Annotated in this window: 14 protein-coding genes; 7 read left to right on the top strand and 7 right to left on the bottom strand. The window is 72.9% G+C overall.

The genetic code is table 11. From position 1 onward, the window contains the following. From ACF07B_RS29800 to ACF07B_RS29785, 4 genes are all read left to right on the top strand, one after another. Window positions 1-1,531 (top strand): FAD-dependent monooxygenase (locus tag ACF07B_RS29800; protein ID WP_392181237.1); only part of this gene is annotated, 1,531 nt, incomplete at its 5' end. 108 nt (window positions 1,532-1,639) lie between these two features. After that, the gene (locus ACF07B_RS29795) at window positions 1,640-1,726 is read left to right on the top strand and encodes a putative leader peptide (protein WP_318722129.1); all 87 of its coding nucleotides are present in this window, start codon (window positions 1,640-1,642) and stop codon (window positions 1,724-1,726) included. Window positions 1,727-1,852: 126 nt separating this feature from the next. Next, on the top strand, window positions 1,853-2,374 hold the full coding sequence (locus tag ACF07B_RS29790; protein ID WP_392181375.1) for a cysteine dioxygenase: 522 nt from the start codon (window positions 1,853-1,855) through the stop codon (window positions 2,372-2,374). Further along, on the top strand, window positions 2,371-2,784 hold the full coding sequence (locus ACF07B_RS29785; protein ID WP_392181236.1) for a rhodanese-like domain-containing protein: 414 nt from the start codon (window positions 2,371-2,373) through the stop codon (window positions 2,782-2,784). Before ACF07B_RS29790 ends, ACF07B_RS29785 begins: the two co-directional genes overlap by 4 nt. 30 nt (window positions 2,785-2,814) lie before the next feature. Here ACF07B_RS29785 and recX read toward each other — a convergent pair whose 3' ends face one another. Together recX and recA are read right to left on the bottom strand one after the other, a co-directional pair. After that, entirely contained in the window at window positions 2,815-3,741 is a 927-nt protein-coding gene (gene recX, locus ACF07B_RS29780; protein ID WP_392181235.1) for a recombination regulator RecX, read from the bottom strand. A gap of 3 nt (window positions 3,742-3,744) precedes the next feature. Further along, entirely contained in the window at window positions 3,745-4,869 is a 1,125-nt protein-coding gene (gene recA, locus ACF07B_RS29775) for a recombinase RecA (RefSeq protein WP_369479473.1), read from the bottom strand. A 391-nt stretch (window positions 4,870-5,260) separates the two neighbouring features. Between recA and ACF07B_RS29770 the strand changes: the two genes are divergently transcribed. Beyond that, window positions 5,261-6,037 (top strand): hypothetical protein, encoded by a 777-nt coding sequence (locus tag ACF07B_RS29770; protein ID WP_392181234.1) that lies wholly within the window; start codon window positions 5,261-5,263, stop codon window positions 6,035-6,037. A gap of 30 nt (window positions 6,038-6,067) precedes the next feature. On the opposite strand, the gene ACF07B_RS29765 is transcribed toward ACF07B_RS29770, so the two are convergent. Both ACF07B_RS29765 and ACF07B_RS29760 read right to left on the bottom strand, forming a co-directional pair. Further along, window positions 6,068-7,279 (bottom strand): AI-2E family transporter, encoded by a 1,212-nt coding sequence (locus tag ACF07B_RS29765; protein ID WP_392181233.1) that lies wholly within the window; start codon window positions 7,277-7,279, stop codon window positions 6,068-6,070. Window positions 7,280-7,351: 72 nt separating this feature from the next. Continuing rightward, a complete protein-coding gene (locus tag ACF07B_RS29760; protein WP_362394607.1) occupies window positions 7,352-7,546 on the bottom strand; it encodes a DUF3046 domain-containing protein in 195 nt (64 codons plus the stop codon). Window positions 7,547-7,626: 80 nt separating this feature from the next. On the opposite strand from ACF07B_RS29760, the gene ACF07B_RS29755 reads away from it, so the two are divergent. Next, the gene (locus ACF07B_RS29755; RefSeq protein WP_392181232.1) at window positions 7,627-8,571 is read left to right on the top strand and encodes a hypothetical protein; all 945 of its coding nucleotides are present in this window, start codon (window positions 7,627-7,629) and stop codon (window positions 8,569-8,571) included. Window positions 8,572-8,707: 136 nt separating this feature from the next. Here ACF07B_RS29755 and ACF07B_RS29750 read toward each other — a convergent pair whose 3' ends face one another. From ACF07B_RS29750 to ACF07B_RS29740, 3 genes are read right to left on the bottom strand one after another with little or no spacing between them, the layout of a single operon-like run. After that, on the bottom strand, window positions 8,708-9,016 hold the full coding sequence (locus ACF07B_RS29750; RefSeq protein ID WP_326785127.1) for an AzlD domain-containing protein: 309 nt from the start codon (window positions 9,014-9,016) through the stop codon (window positions 8,708-8,710). Next, on the bottom strand, window positions 9,013-9,813 hold the full coding sequence (locus ACF07B_RS29745) for an AzlC family ABC transporter permease (RefSeq protein ID WP_392181374.1): 801 nt from the start codon (window positions 9,811-9,813) through the stop codon (window positions 9,013-9,015). The genes ACF07B_RS29750 and ACF07B_RS29745 overlap by 4 nt, the downstream gene beginning before the upstream one ends. Further along, window positions 9,714-10,706: an AraC family transcriptional regulator gene (locus ACF07B_RS29740; RefSeq protein ID WP_392181231.1), complete on the bottom strand. Its 993-nt coding sequence runs from the start codon at window positions 10,704-10,706 to the stop codon at window positions 9,714-9,716. Before ACF07B_RS29740 ends, ACF07B_RS29745 begins: the two co-directional genes overlap by 100 nt. Window positions 10,707-10,865: 159 nt before the next feature. Between ACF07B_RS29740 and ACF07B_RS29735 the strand changes: the two genes are divergently transcribed. After that, on the top strand, window positions 10,866-16,013 hold the full coding sequence (locus ACF07B_RS29735; protein WP_392181230.1) for an ATP-dependent helicase: 5,148 nt from the start codon (window positions 10,866-10,868) through the stop codon (window positions 16,011-16,013). The last annotated feature ends 20 nt before the right edge of the window (window positions 16,014-16,033 follow it).

Below are 16,033 nucleotides of genomic sequence, written 5' to 3'. Positions count from 1 at the left end.
GTGGTGGGGGGGCTGCCTGTTTTGGGGGGTAACATGGGGCGCGGGTAGGCCCCGGGGGCCCCCGGGGGGCTACCCCCACCCCCGGGGCGGCCGGGCCGGGGGGGGCCCCGACCCGGGGGGGTTCGCCGCCGCTCGCGGGAGCGGCCCGTCCCGGGGCGCGGAAAGCGCCACGGACGGTGAGGAGTTCAGCGCTCCGCTGCACATCGCCCAGCACGCCCTGACCGGGGCCCTGCGCGAGGCCATCATCCACGAGCGGCTCATCAAGGTCGCCACGCACAACCGCCTCGACTCCGTCGAACAGGACTCCTCCGGCATCACGGCGCACACCCGGGGACCCAACGGCACCTGGTGGCGCGGCAGTTACCTGGTCGGCTGCGACGGACCACGCTCCACGGTGCGCAAGCTCCAGGACATCCGCTTCCCCGGACGCACCGCCGTCGAACGCCACGCCGTGGCGGCCCTGCGCACGGAACTCCCCTGGCCCGGGGAGGCGTTGCTGCACCGGATGACACCGTGGCGCAGCTCCGGCCCCTCGGGCGGCGAGGTGAGCGCCCGTCCGCTGGCCGTGGACGTCTGGCGACTCGACTGGCTGCTGCCACCGGGGCAGGACCTCGTCACGCCCGACCTGCTGGTGGCCCGCATCCGGGAGACCCTCGGGGGCTGGAGCGGCGGCGCCACACCCGCGTACGAACTGCTCGACACCGGAGTCCACGCCGTCCACCACCGGCTGGCCCGCCGCTGGCGCGTCGGCCGGGTCTTCCTCGCCGGGGACGCGGCCCATCTGCTCGGCGCCCTCGGCACCCAGGGCCTCGACGAGGGACTGCGCGACGCCGACAACCTCGCCTGGAAACTGGCCCTCACCTGGCACCACGGCCCGCATCCGGCGCTCCTCGACAGTTACCAGACGGAACGGCGCGCGGTGGTCGCCGCCCGGCTGCGCGCCGCCGACCAGGCGCTGCCCCTGCTGCGCGGCGGCGGCGGTCTGCGCGCCTACGTGCCCGGGTCCGCCCGCGGCCACGACGCCCTGCTCACGGACGGCCACCTGGGTCGCGGCCCGCTGGGCGCGCCGGGGGCCTACGCCCACTCCCCCCTCATGCCTCCGCCCGCCGAGTCGCACGCCCCTGTCGCCACCGAGCCGGGCGCTCCGGTCGCCGATGTGCGGGTGACCGCGGAGGACGGTTCGTTCGTACCGCTGCGGGACCGGCTCGGGCGCGGTGTCCTGCTCGTCGTGCTGATCGCCCCGGGTACCGGGGTGTGGGCGCGCAAGCACTGGGTGACGGCCGGCGTCATGCCCCGGCTCGCCGCCGCCGTGACCGCGCTGCCGCACCCCGCCGAACTGCTCGTCGCGGAGAGCTACCCGGGTGCGGCGGCGCACACCGTGCTGCTGGTCCGCCCGGACGGACACCTGGTCACCGCTCTCAGCGGGGTCCGGCCGGCCGACCTGTACGAGGCGGCCGAGGCGGCCCTCGGGGGACCGGCGGCGCAGGCGGACGCCGAGAGCGCCGCGGAGGCGACCGCGGGCAGGCGATGAGCACCCGGTGACCGCCGGGCCAGGGGTTTCCCGGCCCTCTTGAGCCTCCATGGTCCACATGGTGACGGTGAGTTGACCGGTCCCCGCCGCCATGGTCTACTCCGGATCGTGACCGACACCTGTGTGCGCCTGTGGCGGAGGGTCCATATGGACCTCGTCCGCTATGCGGGCTGCGTGTGTCGTCCGTCCTTCTGACTTCGCATCCTCTTCTTCCGCGCGCCGCCGCCGTGCCGCCGCGCGCATCTCTCGCGAACTCTCAGGACGGTCCGAGTGTCTGTGCCACCCTCTGTCTCCACGCCTGCCTCCGCAGCCGCCGCCTCCGTGCCCTCCGCCGTCTCCGGCGCGGCCAGTACGCCCACCCAGGCCGACCTGCTGGCCTTCGTACGCCGTACGGCAGCCGATGCCGAGCTGATCGCCTCGCTCCCCCTCGACCCCGAGGGCCGTACCTGGGTGCGGCTCGAAGGTCCCGGCGGCAGTGAGGCCTGGCTCATCGGCTGGCCGCCCGGAACCGGGACCGGCTGGCACGACCACGCCGAATCGGTGGGCGCCTTCCTCACCGCGCGGGGCGAACTCAAGGAGAACTCCCTGGCCGCCCGGCTGCCCGCCGACGGCTGGAAGACCCTGGAACTCGCCGAGGACATCGACCGGCAGCGGAAACTGCCGGCGGGCACCGGCCGCGGCTTCGGCCGCCATCACGTGCACGAGGTACTGAACGAATCCGCCGAGGACCACGCGATCTCGGTCCACGCCTACTACCCGCCGCTCCCGCAGATCCGCCGCTACAGCCGTACGGGCCCGATCCTGCGCCTGGAGCATGTCGAACGTCCGGAGGACTGGCAGTGAGTGAGAACCCGCGGCCCATCGGCATCGACACCTTGCTGGAGCAGGTCCGCGCGGGCCTGGACCGGGTGGAGGCCGAGGAGGCGTTCGAGGCTGTGCGAAGGGGCGAGGCACTTCTGGTCGACACCCGCTACGCCGCTCTGCGGGAACGGGACGGCCTGATCCCCGGCGCCCTCGTCATCGAGCGCAACGAACTGGAGTGGCGGCTCGACCCCACGGGCAGTCACCGCGCCCCGGAGGCCACGAGCCATGACCTGCGGGTCGTGCTGTTCTGCAACGAGGGGTACGCCTCCAGCCTGGCCGCCGAGTCCCTGCGCCGGCTCGGGCTGCACAGGGCCACCGATCTGATCGGCGGCTTCCAGGCGTGGAAGAGCGCGGGCCTTCCGGTGGCGTCCGCCGGCGCGGGGAACTGACCGCGCTGCTCGCGTACGGGCACCGTGGGATCAGAATCCCTCGTCCCCGAGCCCTTCCGTGTCCTCGCCCTCTTCCTCCAGCGCCTGGCGGACCACGCGCAGGGCCATGCCCTGGGAGTAGCCCTTGCGGGCGAGCATGCCTGCGAGGCGTCTCAGCCGCTTGTCGCGGTCCAGTCCGCGTGTGGAGCGCAGCTTGCGCGCGACCAGCTCGCGCGCGGTCGCCTCCTCCTGCTCGGAGTCGAGCTGTCCGACGGCTTCGTCGATCAGCGTCGATTCCACGCCCTTGGTCCGCAGTTCCTGGACGAGCGCGCGCCGGGCCAGCCCCCGGCCATGGTGCCGGGACTCGACCCAGGCGTCCGCGAAGGCGCTGTCGTTGATCAGCCCGACCTCCTCGAACCGTGACAGCACCTCGTCCGCCACCTCGTCCGGGATCTCGCGCTTGCGCAAGGCGTCCGCCAGTTGTTTGCGCGTTCGCGGGGTCCCGGTGAGCAGGCGCAGACAGATCGCTCGCGCCCGCTCAGCCGGGTCCCCCCGGGACTCCCCCTTCTCGGCCCTCGACGAGGCGGGGGTTTCTCCGTCCCGCGGGTCGCCGGACGGCTCGCCGAAACCGCCGCGCCGTCGACGACCCTTTCCACCACGCGGTCCACCGTCGGCGCGTCCACCGCGCCGGGAGACCGCGTCCGGCGAACCGTGACCGCGCGGCAGGCCGTCACCGTGCCGTGCGTCACCGCCCGTCGAACCGCCGCCGTCCGGATCCCGTTCGTCCGGGCCGACGCCATAAGAACCGTCGGCTTCGTGGAACCCGCCGTCGGTGCCGTACGGATGGCCTCCGTATCCCCCGGCACCGCCGTACGGCCTGTCACCGTCTCCGGCCGGACCGCCGTCACCCCCGCCGTACCCCTGCCCCTCGGGGGTGAGGGGACGGGTGTACTCGGCCCAGTCGGTTCGTCGTGTCATGGACTAGCTCTTGGCCGCCGCGGCCCTGGACTTGGTGGTCTTGGCAGCCGGAGCGGGCACCGTCTTCGCGGCGTCGTCCGGGGCAGCCGAGACCGCCGCGTCCGCGCCCGGCTCGGTGGTGGGAGCCGCGGGCCTGACACCGACGCCCAGCTTCTCCAGGATCTTCTTCTCGATCTCGTTGGCGAGGTCGGGGTTGTCCTTCAGGAAGTTGCGCGCGTTCTCCTTGCCCTGGCCGAGCTGGTCGCCCTCGTACGTGTACCAGGCGCCGGCCTTGCGGACGAAGCCGTGCTCCACGCCCATGTCGATCAGGCCGCCCTCGCGGCTGATGCCCTGGCCGTAGAGGATGTCGAACTCGGCCTGCTTGAAGGGCGGCGCGACCTTGTTCTTGACGACCTTGACGCGCGTGCGGTTGCCGACCGCGTCCGTGCCGTCCTTCAGGGTCTCGATGCGGCGGATGTCGAGTCGCACCGAGGCGTAGAACTTCAGCGCCCGGCCACCGGTCGTGGTCTCCGGGGAGCCGAACATCACGCCGATCTTCTCGCGGAGCTGGTTGATGAAGATCGCGGTGGTCTTCGACTGGTTGAGCGCGCTGGTGATCTTGCGCAGGGCCTGGCTCATCAGACGGGCCTGCAGACCCACGTGCGAGTCGCCCATCTCGCCCTCGATCTCGGCCCGCGGCACCAGGGCGGCGACGGAGTCGATGACGATGAGGTCGAGCGCACCGGAGCGGACCAGCATGTCCACGATCTCCAGGGCCTGCTCGCCGTTGTCCGGCTGCGACAGGATCAGGTTGTCGATGTCGACGCCGAGCTTCTTGGCGTACTCGGGGTCGAGGGCGTGCTCGGCGTCGATGAACGCCACCTGGCCGCCGGCCCTCTGCGCGTTCGCCACCGCGTGCAGGGTGAGGGTCGTCTTACCGGAGGACTCCGGGCCGTACACCTCCACCACTCGGCCGCGCGGCAGGCCGCCGACGCCGAGGGCGACGTCGAGCGCGGTCGACCCGGTGGGGATGACCTCGATGGGCTCATTCGGCCGCTCGCCCAGGCGCATCACTGCGCCCTTGCCGAACTGCCGTTCAATCTGCGCGAGCGCGGCGTCGAGCGCCTTCTCGCGGTCGGTTCCTGCCATGGGTTCCACCCGGTTTGCTTGAGTCGATCGCTTCACGTCAAAGACGCTAACGCCTGCCACTGACAATGCGCCCCGACGCCCGTCCAGCCTGTGGATAACTCGGACACATCTCTGTCGAAACCGTGCCGAATCACCCGTCGAAAGCTTCGCCGGAATCTCCATAAGAATGGATGTTCGATTTTCGTGTCAAGCGCACCACGCGACACTCACGAGACTACGTTCGCGCTCCGGCAACGACGGAGGATCCGGTGGCTCCGGGCCCCGGCACCCGCCCCGGGGCGTCTCCGGAGCCCTGTTGCCCGCCCCGGACCGGGGCTACTCCCCTGGGCGTAGCCCCGGCACCTTCGGCCGTACGACGACACCGCCGGTCCTGCCCGGCAGACTGCGGGCCATGCCGACGACGACCCTCGCCCCGACACCGCCGAAGCCCTCGCTCCGGCCGGCGGAGCGGCTCTGCCGGACGACGGGTGCCGTGCTCGTCCTCTCCGGCCTCCTGCACCTGCTGGTCTTCGCCGTCGACGGCGGTCCGTGGGACGGTCCCGTCTCCTGGCGCAAGCCCGTCACCTTCGGGCTCTCCTTCGGTCTGACCCTGATCACGATCACCTGGGTCACGTCGTACGTGCGGATGGAGGCGAGGCCGCGCACCGCGCTGCTCCTCGTGTTCGCCGCGGACTGCGTGGTGGAGGTCGGCGGGATCACCCTTCAGGCGTGGCGCCGGGTCCCCTCGCATCTCGACATGGAGACCGGCTTCGACACGGCGGTGTCCATGACGCTCGCGGTGGGCGGCGGGATTCTGGTCGTGGTGCTGACCGCGTTCGCGGTCGCCTCGTTCCGCGACCGGCCCACGGGGCCCGCGGGCATGCCGCTCGCCGTGCGCTCGGGGTTCGCGATCCTGCTCGTCGCGCTGGCCTCGGGCGCCGCGATGATCGCGCGGGGGGTCGTCCTCACCAGGACCGGCCACCAGGAGGCCGCGTACCGCTCGACGGCTCCGCTCAAGCCGCTGCACGGAGTGAGCCTGCACGCCGTCCTGGTGCTGCCCGCGCTGGCCTGGCTGCTCTCACGCACCGGCTGGAGCGACGGGGCACGGCAGCGGATCGTGTGGGGGGCGGTCGGCCTCTACACGGCGGCCGTCGTGGCCGCCGGTGTCCAGGCCGTGCTCACCTGGTGAACGCCACCACCGGCCGGGCCCCCGCGAACGTCACCGGCCGAGCCGCCGCCGCAGGCTCACGAGGAGACCCGCCGAGCCACGCGTGCGGTGCCCGTGCACGCGCGGGTCGTCCGTGACGTCGTAGCGCTTCACGTACGCGCCCAGGAACGCCTGCAGGGTGGCGATGGCGGGGATGGCGATCAGCGCGCCCACGGCCCCGAGGAGCGCGGTGCCCGCGATCACGGACCCGAAGGCGACCGCGGGGTGGATGTCCACCGTCCTGGAGGTCAGCTTGGGCTGGAGCACGTAGTTCTCGAACTGCTGGTAGACCACGACGAAGACGAGCACCCACAGCGCGTACCAGGGGTCGATCGTGAAGGCGATCAGCATCGGCAGGGCCCCCGCGAGATAGGTGCCGATGGTCGGGATGAACTGCGAGACCAGACCGACCCACACGCCGAGCACGAGCGCGTAGGGCACGCCCAGCGACTCCAGCAGGATGTAGTGGGCGACGCCCGAGATCAGCGCCATCAGGCCGCGTGAGTACAGGTAACCGCCGGTCTTGTCGACGGCGATCTCCCAGGCGCGCAGCACCTCGGCCTGCCGGGCCGGCGGCAGCACCGAGCACAGCGCGCGCCGCAGCCGGGGCCCGTCGGCGGCGAAGTAGAACGAGAACAGGGCGACCGTCAGCAGCTGGAAGAGGCCGCCGAGCACCTGCCCTGACACGTCCAGGACGCCGGTGGCGCTGTTCTGCACGTACTTGCGCAGCCAGTCGGAGTGGAGCAGGCCCTCCTGGATGTCGACCCGTCTGAGGTCGGTGTGGAAGTGCGTGTTGATCCAGTTGATGACCGAGTCGAGGTAGTCCGGGAAGCCCTCGATCATCTTGATGATCTGGCCCGCGAGCATCGAGCCGAGCAGGGTGACGAACCCGGCGATCAAGATCAACGAGCCCAGGAAGACAAGGAAGGTGGCCAGTCCCCTGCGCATGCCCCGTGAGGCCATCCAGCTGACCGCGGGTTCTATCGCGAGCGCGAGGAAGAACGAGATCAGGATGTTGATCAGCAGGTTGGTGAGCTGGTGAAACGCCCAACTGCCGAGCTGGAACACGGCGATGAGCGTGAGGGCGAGCACCATGGCGCGGGGCAGCCAGCGCGGCATGCGCGCGCCCTGCCCGGCGGCGTCGGCGCCCGGCGGACCGGGCGGCGTCGTGCCGAGTGGTGATGACTGCTGGTCGACCTGCGTGTTCTCGTCTGTGGGGGCCACCCGCCAAGTCTGGCCCACGCCACCGGCACCGGATCCACGTCCCCCCGGTCTTTCCCGGTCCCCGGTTCCGTTTCAGCGGTTCTCGTGCGGAACGTTCATGTTCGCGCACACCACGCGCCACACCTCTTTGGCCTCCCAGCCCGCGTCCAGCGCCTCATGGACGGTGCGCCCGCCGAGTTCCGTCATCACATGATCGCGCGCGAACGTCTCGGCGGAGCCCGCGCCGAAGTGATCAGCCATTCGCTGCCAGAAGACCGTCAACCGCATGACTCCAGTATCCCGCCCCTGAGAGTGGGCCCGAGCCGGGACCGCGTGCCGATACCGCTTTCCGCCCTACGGTCTGACGCATGGCCGAAACCGGAGCATCTCGACTCCCCCAGAAGCCCCCCGCGCACTCCCCCCTGGCCCGCGCCGAGCACTTCGTCTGGCTCACCGCGCGCGTGCTGGAACAGCGCCGCTTCGCCTATCACTTCCTCGGAGGCGATGCCGACGCGGTGGAGACGGCGCTGACCGCCTACCGCAACGACGACGACGGATACGGTCACGCGCTCGAACCCGATCTGCGCGGTCCGGTCAGCCAGCCGCTGCACACCGCTCACGCGCTGCGTGTCCTGGACTCGATCGGGCGCTGCGGCGGGCAGCGGGTGGAGCGGGTGTGCCGCTATCTGACCTCCGTGTCGACGGCGGACGGCGCGCTGCCCGCCGTCCGTCCCAGCCAGCGCGACTATCCGGCGGCCCCCTTCGTGCCCATCGTCGACGATCCGCCGAGCGAACTCCTCGCCACCGGCCCCGTCGTGGGCCTGCTGCACCGCAACGAGGTGTGGAACGCCTGGCTGTTCCGGGCCACGGACTTCTGCTGGCAGGCGGTGGAGTCCCTGGAGAAGTCCCATCCCTACGAGGTCGAGGCGGCGGTCGCCTTCCTGGACGCCGCGGCCGACCGCCCGCGCGCGGAGGCGAGCGCCGACCGGCTGGGCCGGCTCGTCCGTGAACAGCGGCTCGCCGCGCTGGACCCCGGGCGCCTGGAGGCCTACCCCGTCGCCCCCGGGTACGCGCCCGGTGAGCACCACTTCCCGCACGACTACGCGCGCACGCCGGACTCGCTCGCGCGCGCGTGGTTCACCGACGAGGAGATGGCCCGCTCACTGGACCACCTCGCGGACGAGCAGCGGGAGGACGGCGGATGGCCGATCCACTGGCGTCAGTGGGCACCGGGCACCGCCCTGGAATGCCGCCCCATGGTGACCATCGAGGCCTTGCGCACGCTCAGGGCGCACGGCCGGACGGTCAGCTGAGCTCACCGGACCCGGTGCCGGACACTCTGCTGCGCCGAGGTGTCGGGGCTGGGCCTGCGGGTGCGCCGGGTGTCAGGGGCACTCCGGTGCACGGGGTGCTCCGGAGTGCCCGTGTGCGGGCCCCCGCGCCCGGTTCTCAGCCCGTCAGCGCGCGGACCCCGGCCGTCACCACCACCGCCGCGGCGACCACCACCAGGAACGGCGCGCGCAGGATCAGCGCGACAGCCGCCGCGGCGAGCCCGGCGGCCTTCGCGTCGAGGACGAGGACCCGCCCGTCTGCGAAGGTCTGCTGGGCCGTGAGTGCGGCCAGGAGCGCGACGGGCAGCAGCGCGGCGAGGCGCTGGACGAGCGGCCGCTCCAGCACGCCCGCGGGGATCAGCAGACCGATGAGCTTGACGGCGTAGCAGCCGACGGCGGTGACGCCGATGGCGATCCAGATGTTCACCGCACGTCTCCTGACACGTCCGAGTCGTCGTCGGGCGAACCGGCCGGTGACCCGTTCGCCGCGCCGGCCGGTTCCTCGTCCGACCCGCCCGCGGAGGCGTCGCGGGCTGCGTCCGCGCGGCGGCGCCCCGTCACGTAGAGCACGGTGGGGGCGGCCAGGGCGGCCACCAGCACCGGGACTCCGGCGGGCAGCACGGGCAGCAGGCCGAGCCCCAGAAGGACCGCGATTCCCGCGACGGCGCGCTCCGTGGTGGTCTTCAGCATCGGCGCGAGCAGCGCGAGGAACACCGCGGGCCCGGCCGCGTCCAGGCCCCACGCGTCGGTGTCGCCGATGGCCTCGGCCCCGGCCGCGCCGAGGAAGGTGGTGAGGTTCCACAGCAGGTAGAGGGACAGTCCGGTGACGGTGAAGCCGATCCGGACGCTGCGCCGGGTGGGCTGGGCGAGCGCCACGGCCGTGGTCTCGTCGATCACCCACTGCGCGGCGAACGGGCGTACCGCGCGCGGGAGGGCCAGGAGCTGGGACAGCCGCAGCCCGTAGAACGCGTTTCGGACCCCGAGGAAGAACGCGCCGGCGGCCGCGGTGAGCGGGTTGCCCCCGGCCGCGATCGCGCCGACGAGCGCGAACTGCGACGCCCCGGTGAACACCAGGAGGCTGAGGGCGCAGGTCTGGAGCAGGCTGAGTCCGCTGCCGGCCGAGGTCACCCCGAAGGCGAAACCGGACAGTCCGACGGCGACCCCGACTCCAAGGGCGTCGCGGACGACGGCCGTGTCGGGTTTTGCGCCTTCTTCACTGCGTATGTCTGGGAGAGCTGTCTGTTGTGCCACCCTCCGGACGGTACGAGGAGTCGCCCCCCGGCGTCTTGTACGTTCTTGCGCTCCCGCTGGTAGGCGCCCGGAGGCACGCCCACGATCCGGCTGAAGTGGCGGTTGAGGTGCGGCTGGTCCGTGAAGCCGACGGCGACGGCCGCTTCGGCGGGGGTGGACCCGGCGTCCAGGAGGTGCCGTGCCCGGCGTACCCGCGCGTCGGTCAGCCAGGTGTGGGGCGGCATGCCGTAGGCGTCCCGGAACGCGCGCAGCAACGCGAACGAGCTGGTGCCGAGATCCGCCGCGAGCCGCTCCAGGGTCGGCGGCTCGGCCATCCGCTCGTCCAGCACGCCACGCGCGCTCGCCGCGAGCCGCGCACCCGCGGTGCGCACGGCCCGCTGCGGCAGCTGCCCCCCGTTCAGGCGCAGCAGCCGGGTCACGGCGACCCTCAGCAGGGTGTCGGCGGCCAGCGCGTTGCCCTCATCCGCGGCCCTGAGCACCTGGTGGACCAGGCCCGCCGCGTACGGGTCGTCGAGTACGGGGCGGCTGAATCCGGGGGTGCCGCGAAGGGTGGTGGTCTCGGCGGCGATCTCGGCCACCATGTCCGGCGAGGGGTACACGGCCCCGTATCTCCAGCCCTCGGGAACGCCCGCGCGCCCGGTGTGCGGGGTGTCGGGGTTGACCAGTGCCAGCGAACCCGGTCCCGCGTACTGGTCGGCGCCGCCGTGGTGGAAGACCTCGACGCCCTCGGCGACGGCGGCGATGACGAAGTTCTCGTGGGTGTGGCGCACGAAGATCTTCTCGACGTAGCGGGCCCGCAGCAGATCGACACCGGGCAGCTCCGCGTACTGCCAGTGCCGTGCCCGCTCCTGCCCCGAACCTGCCACGTCCTCATTGTCCGCCACCGTGCCGGAACCGACCGCCGCTGCCTGTCCGCTGTGCCCGCTTCTGCCCGGATCCGGCGGCACATCGTGCCCCCGCCGCGCTCAGCCGTGACGTTCTCGCAGGTCAGCGCGGTTGTCAGTGGGCGGGTGCAGGATGGACGCATGGTCAGCTCCGCACACCGAGCGCTCGACGGCTTCTCCCCCGCGACCCGCGGCTGGTTCACGGGGGCCTTCTCCGCGCCCACCCCGGCCCAGGCCGGGGCATGGGCGGCCATCGGCGCGGGCTCGGACGTGCTGGTCGTGGCCCCCACCGGTTCGGGCAAGACGCTGGCCGCGTTCCTCGCCGCACTCGACCAGCTGGCCTCGACCCCGCCTCCCGCCGACCCGCGCAAGCGCTGCCGGGTTCTCTACGTGTCACCGCTCAAGGCGCTCGCCGTCGACGTGGAGCGCAATCTGCGCAGCCCGCTGACCGGCATCCGGCAGGAGTCCGTGCGGCTCGGGCTGCCGGAGCCGGAGGTGAAGGTGGGCATCCGTTCCGGCGACACCCCGCCCGCCGAGCGCCGGGCGCTGGCCACCCGTCCGCCGGACATCCTGATCACGACCCCCGAGTCGCTGTTCCTGATGCTGACCTCGGCCACGCGCGACGCGCTGACCGGCATCGAGACGGTGATCCTGGACGAGGTGCACGCGGTCGCGGGCACCAAGCGCGGCGCCCATCTCGCGCTCACCCTGGAGCGCCTCGACGAGCTGCTGCCGAAGCCGGCCCGGCGTATCGGTCTGTCGGCGACGGTGCGTCCCGTGGACGAGGTGGCGCGCTATCTCTCGCCCCGCCGCAAGGTGGAGATCGTCCAGCCGCCGTCCGGCAAGGAGTTCGACCTGTCCGTGGTCGTGCCGGTGCAGGACCTGGGCGAGCTGGGCGGATCCCCCGCCGCCGACGGCAAGGAGGGCGCGGAGAAGCCGTCCATCTGGCCGCACGTCGAGGAGCGGATCGCCGACCTCGTCCAGTCCCACCGCTCGACGATCGTGTTCGCCAACTCGCGCCGCCTGGCCGAGCGTCTGTGCAACCGGCTCAACGAGATCGCGTACGAGAGGGCGACGGGCGAACCCCTGGAGGAGGCACACGCGCCGGCCGAGCTGATGGGCGGCTCGGGCGCGGCGCAGGGAGCCCCGCCGGTCATCGCCCGCGCCCACCACGGTTCGGTCTCCAAGGAGCAGCGGGCGCAGGTCGAGGAGGACCTGAAGGCCGGCCGGCTGCCCGCCGTGGTCGCCACCTCCAGTCTCGAACTGGGCATCGACATGGGCGCGGTCGACCTCGTCGTCCAGGTGGAGTCGCCGCCGTCCGTGGCCTCGGGGCTCCAGCGGGTGGGCCGCGCGGGTCACCAGGTCGGCGCGGTCTCCACCGGTGTCGTCTTCCCGAAGTACCGGGGCGACCTGGTGCAGGCGGCGGTGGTCACCGAGCGGATGCGCACCGGCTCCATCGAATCCCTCCGGGTCCCCGCCAATCCTCTGGACGTGCTGGCCCAGCAGCTCGTCGCCATGACGGCCCTCGACACTTGGCAGGTCGACGATCTGCTCACCACGGTCCGCCGGGCGGCTCCTTTCGCCTCGCTCCCCGAGTCGGCGTTCACCGCCGTCCTCGACATGCTCGCGGGCCGTTATCCGTCGGACGCCTTCGCCGAGCTGAGGCCGCGGGTGGTGTGGGACCGGGTCGCGGGCACGGTGACCGGCCGCCCCGGCGCCCAGCGTCTCGCCGTCACCTCCGGGGGCACCATCCCCGACCGCGGACTCTTCGGCGTGTTCCTCGCGGGATCCGACCCCAAGAAGGGCGGCGGCCGGGTCGGTGAACTCGACGAGGAGATGGTCTACGAGTCCCGGGTGGGCGACGTCTTCACCCTCGGCACCAGCTCCTGGCGCATCGAGGACATCACCCGGGACCGCGTCCTGGTCTCCCCGGCGCCCGGCGTCCCCGGCAGACTGCCCTTCTGGAAGGGCGACCAGCTCGGACGCCCGCTCGAACTGGGCCGCGCGGTGGGCGCGTTCCTCCGCGAGGTCGGCGCGCTCCCCGAGAGCGACGCCCGCCTGCGCCTGCTCGCCGCCGGCCTGGACACCTGGGCCGCCGACAACGTCATCGCGTACCTCACCGAGCAGCGCGAGGCGTGCGGGCACGTCCCGGACGACCGGACGATCGTGGTCGAGCGCTTCCGCGACGAGCTCGGCGACTGGCGCGTGGTCGTGCACTCCCCCTTCGGCGCCCAGGTCCACGCTCCCTGGGCCCTGGCCCTGGGCGCCAAACTCTCCGAGCGCTACGGCATGGACGCCCAGGTCATGCACGCGGACGACGGCATCGTGCTGCGGCTGCCCGACGCGGATCTGATGGGCCTGGACCTGCTCGACCAGGCACCCGTGAAGGCGGGCACGGAGTACGACGCGGAGCAGGCGCCGGTCGGAGCGGCGGACGTCGCCTTCGACAAGGGCGAGGTCAACCAGATCGTCACGGACCAGGTCGGCAGTTCGGCCCTCTTCGCCGCCCGCTTCCGCGAATGCGCCGCCCGCGCCCTGCTCCTGCCGCGCCGCAGCCCCGGCAAGCGCACCCCGCTGTGGCAGCAGCGGCAGCGCGCCGCCCAACTGCTCCAGGTGGCGAGCGAGTTCGGTTCGTTCCCGATCGTCCTGGAAGCGGTGCGCGAATGCCTCCAGGACGTCTTCGACGTCCCGGGTCTCACGGAGCTGATGGGCGACATCGAGTCCCGCAAGGTGCGACTCGTCGAGGTCACCACCCCCGAGCCCTCCCCCTTCGCCCGCTCCCTGCTCTTCGGGTACGTCGCCCAGTTCCTGTACGAGGGCGACTCGCCGCTCGCCGAGCGGCGGGCCGCCGCGCTGTCGCTGGACTCGCGCCTGCTCGCCGAGCTGCTGGGCCAGGCCGAACTGCGCGAGCTCCTGGACGCCGACGTCCTGGCCGAGCTGGAGCGCGAGCTCCAGTGGCTCACCGAGGACCGCCGCGTCAAGGACGTGGAGGGCGTCGCCGACCTGCTGCGGCTGCTCGGGCCGCTCACGGAGGCCGAGTTGGCCGAGCGGGGAGCGGAGCCGCAGTGGGCCAAGGAGCTGGCGGCCGCCCGCCGCGCCATCCGGGTCCGGATCGGCGGAGCCGACCACTGGGCGGCGATCGAGGACGCCGGACGGCTGCGCGACGCGCTCGGCACGGCGTTGCCCGTCGGTGTCCCGGAAGCCTTCACCGAGCCGGTCAAGGATCCGCTCGGCGATCTCCTCGCCCGGTACGCGCGCACCCACGGCCCGTTCACCTCGGCGACGGCCGCCGCCCGCTTCGGTCTCGGCACGGCCGTCACCGACGGCGCGCTGCACCGCCTCGCGGCGAACGGCCGGGTCGTCCAGGGAGAGTTCCATCCGGCGGGCATCGGCCAGGAGTGGTGCGACGCGGCGGTGCTGCGCAGACTGCGCCGCCGTTCGCTCGCCGCGCTGCGCCATGAACTCGAACCGGTCCCGCCCGCCGCGCTCGCCCAGTTCCTGCCGCAGTGGCAGCACGTGGGCAGCGGTCACGGGCTGCGCGGCATCGACGGACTGGTGCGCGCCGTCGAACAGTTGCAGGGCGCGTCGGTGCCGGCGTCCGCGCTGGAGAAGCTCGTGCTGCCGTCCCGCGTCGCCGGTTACACGCCCGCGCTGCTCGACGAGCTCACGGCCGCCGGTGAGGTGGTCTGGGCCGGGGCGGGTTCACTGCCGGGCAAGGACGGCTGGGTGTCGTTGTATCTCGCGGACACCGCCCCCCTGCTCCTTCCGGCCGCGCGCCCCCTGGAGCCGACGGCACTGCATCAGTCGGTCCTCGACACCCTCTCGGGGGGCTACGGCCTGTTCTTCCGCCAGATCGCCGACCAGGTCCGCGCCACCACGCATCCCGACGCGACCGATCCGCAGCTCGCCGACGCGATCTGGGAACTGGCCTGGTCCGGGCGCCTGACGAACGACACGCTCTCGCCGATGCGCTCCCTGCTGGGTTCGGGCCGCACCGCGGGGTCGACCGCCCACCGCGCCAAGCGCTCGGTCCCCCGCGGGCGCTACGGCTCCCTGACGGGAGGGGCGCGCCCCCAGTCGCGTACGGGTCCCCCCACCGTGGCGGGCCGCTGGTCGCTGCTGCCCGAGCGGGAGCCCGACGCCACCGTCCGCGCCCACGCCCTGGCCCGCACGCTGCTCGACCGGCACGGGGTGGTGACCCGGGGGGCCGTCGCGGCGGAAGGTGTCGAAGGAGGCTTCTCGGCGGTGTACCGCATCCTGTCGGCCTTCGAGGACAGCGGCCAGGCACGGCGGGGCTATGTGGTCGAAGGGCTCGGCGCGGCCCAGTTCGCCATGGACGGCGCGGTGGACCGGCTGCGGGCCGCGGCGAACGCGCGTGACCGGGGCACCGTTCTCCTCGACTCCGGCGTCCCGGACAACTCCCCGGCCGCCAACGGCTTCCCCGACAGCGCCGCTTTCCCGCCTTCCGGCTCGGGCTCAGGCTTCGGCCCAGGCCCAGGCCCAGGCCCAGGCCCGAGCCCGGGCTCGGGCTCGGGCTCGGGCTCGGGCTCGGGCTCGGGCCCGGGCTTCGACAGCAAGGACGGTGGCCAGTCCTCCGTGGACCGGGACGATGCCGCCGATCCGGACTTCTTGAACGACCTCACCGGCGACCTCGCCCTCGACCCCGATTCCCCGCTCGGCCCCGGATCCGCCCTCGACTTCGCTTTCGGCGACGACCACACCTTCTCCGCCGACTCCGCGCTCACGGCCGGCTCCGATCACCCCGATGTGTCCCACTCCCACGCACCTCATGGCCGCAACGCCCGGTCCGACCGCGGCGGCTCGCCGTACCCGGCGAACGCTTCCGGCTACCCCGGCGGCGCGGGTTTCCCCGGCGCCCGCTCCCGTTCCCGTACCGCCTCCCCTGCTGTCGTCCTGGCCGCCGCCGACCCCGCGAACGCCTACGGCGCGGCCCTCCCGTGGCCCGAGTCCCCGACCGAAGCGGGCCACAAGCCGGGCCGCAAGGCAGGTTCCCTGGTCGTCCTGGTCGACGGCGAACTGGCTCTGTACATGGAACGCGGCGGCAAGACACTGCTGGCCTGGCCGGCCGACCCGGACAGCCCCCTCGCGCAGGACACCCGCCTGGGCACCGCGGCGGAGGCCCTCGCCGCCGCCGCCCGCGCGGGCTCGCTCGGCACGGTCACCGTCGAGCGCGTCAACGGCGCCTCGGCCCTCACCTCGCCGCTCGGCGCTCTTCTGGAAGGAGCGGGCTTCATCGCCACCCCGCGCGGACTCCGCCTTCGCGCCTGACCGACCGCCCCCGCCCGTGC

Source organism: Streptomyces sp. NPDC015532, assembly GCF_043078065.1.
In the GTDB taxonomy this organism is placed as follows: domain Bacteria; phylum Actinomycetota; class Actinomycetes; order Streptomycetales; family Streptomycetaceae; genus Streptomyces.
Note: the sequence above shows the minus strand (reverse complement) of the source record. Positions and strands in the feature narration are given on the sequence as shown.

Bases quoted from the DNA above. Each gene is read 5' to 3' on its own strand.
- recX (WP_392181235.1), bottom strand. From the start codon at position 3,741: ATGACACGACGAACCGACTGGGCCGAGTACACCCGTCCCCTCACCCCC.
- recA (WP_369479473.1), bottom strand. From the start codon at position 4,869: ATGGCAGGAACCGACCGCGAGAAGGCGCTCGACGCCGCGCTCGCGCAG.
- ACF07B_RS29755 (WP_392181232.1), top strand. From the start codon at position 7,627: ATGGCCGAAACCGGAGCATCTCGACTCCCCCAGAAGCCCCCCGCGCAC.
- ACF07B_RS29770 (WP_392181234.1), top strand. From the start codon at position 5,261: ATGCCGACGACGACCCTCGCCCCGACACCGCCGAAGCCCTCGCTCCGG.
- ACF07B_RS29760 (WP_362394607.1), bottom strand. From the start codon at position 7,546: ATGCGGTTGACGGTCTTCTGGCAGCGAATGGCTGATCACTTCGGCGCG.
- ACF07B_RS29735 (WP_392181230.1), top strand. From the start codon at position 10,866: ATGGTCAGCTCCGCACACCGAGCGCTCGACGGCTTCTCCCCCGCGACC.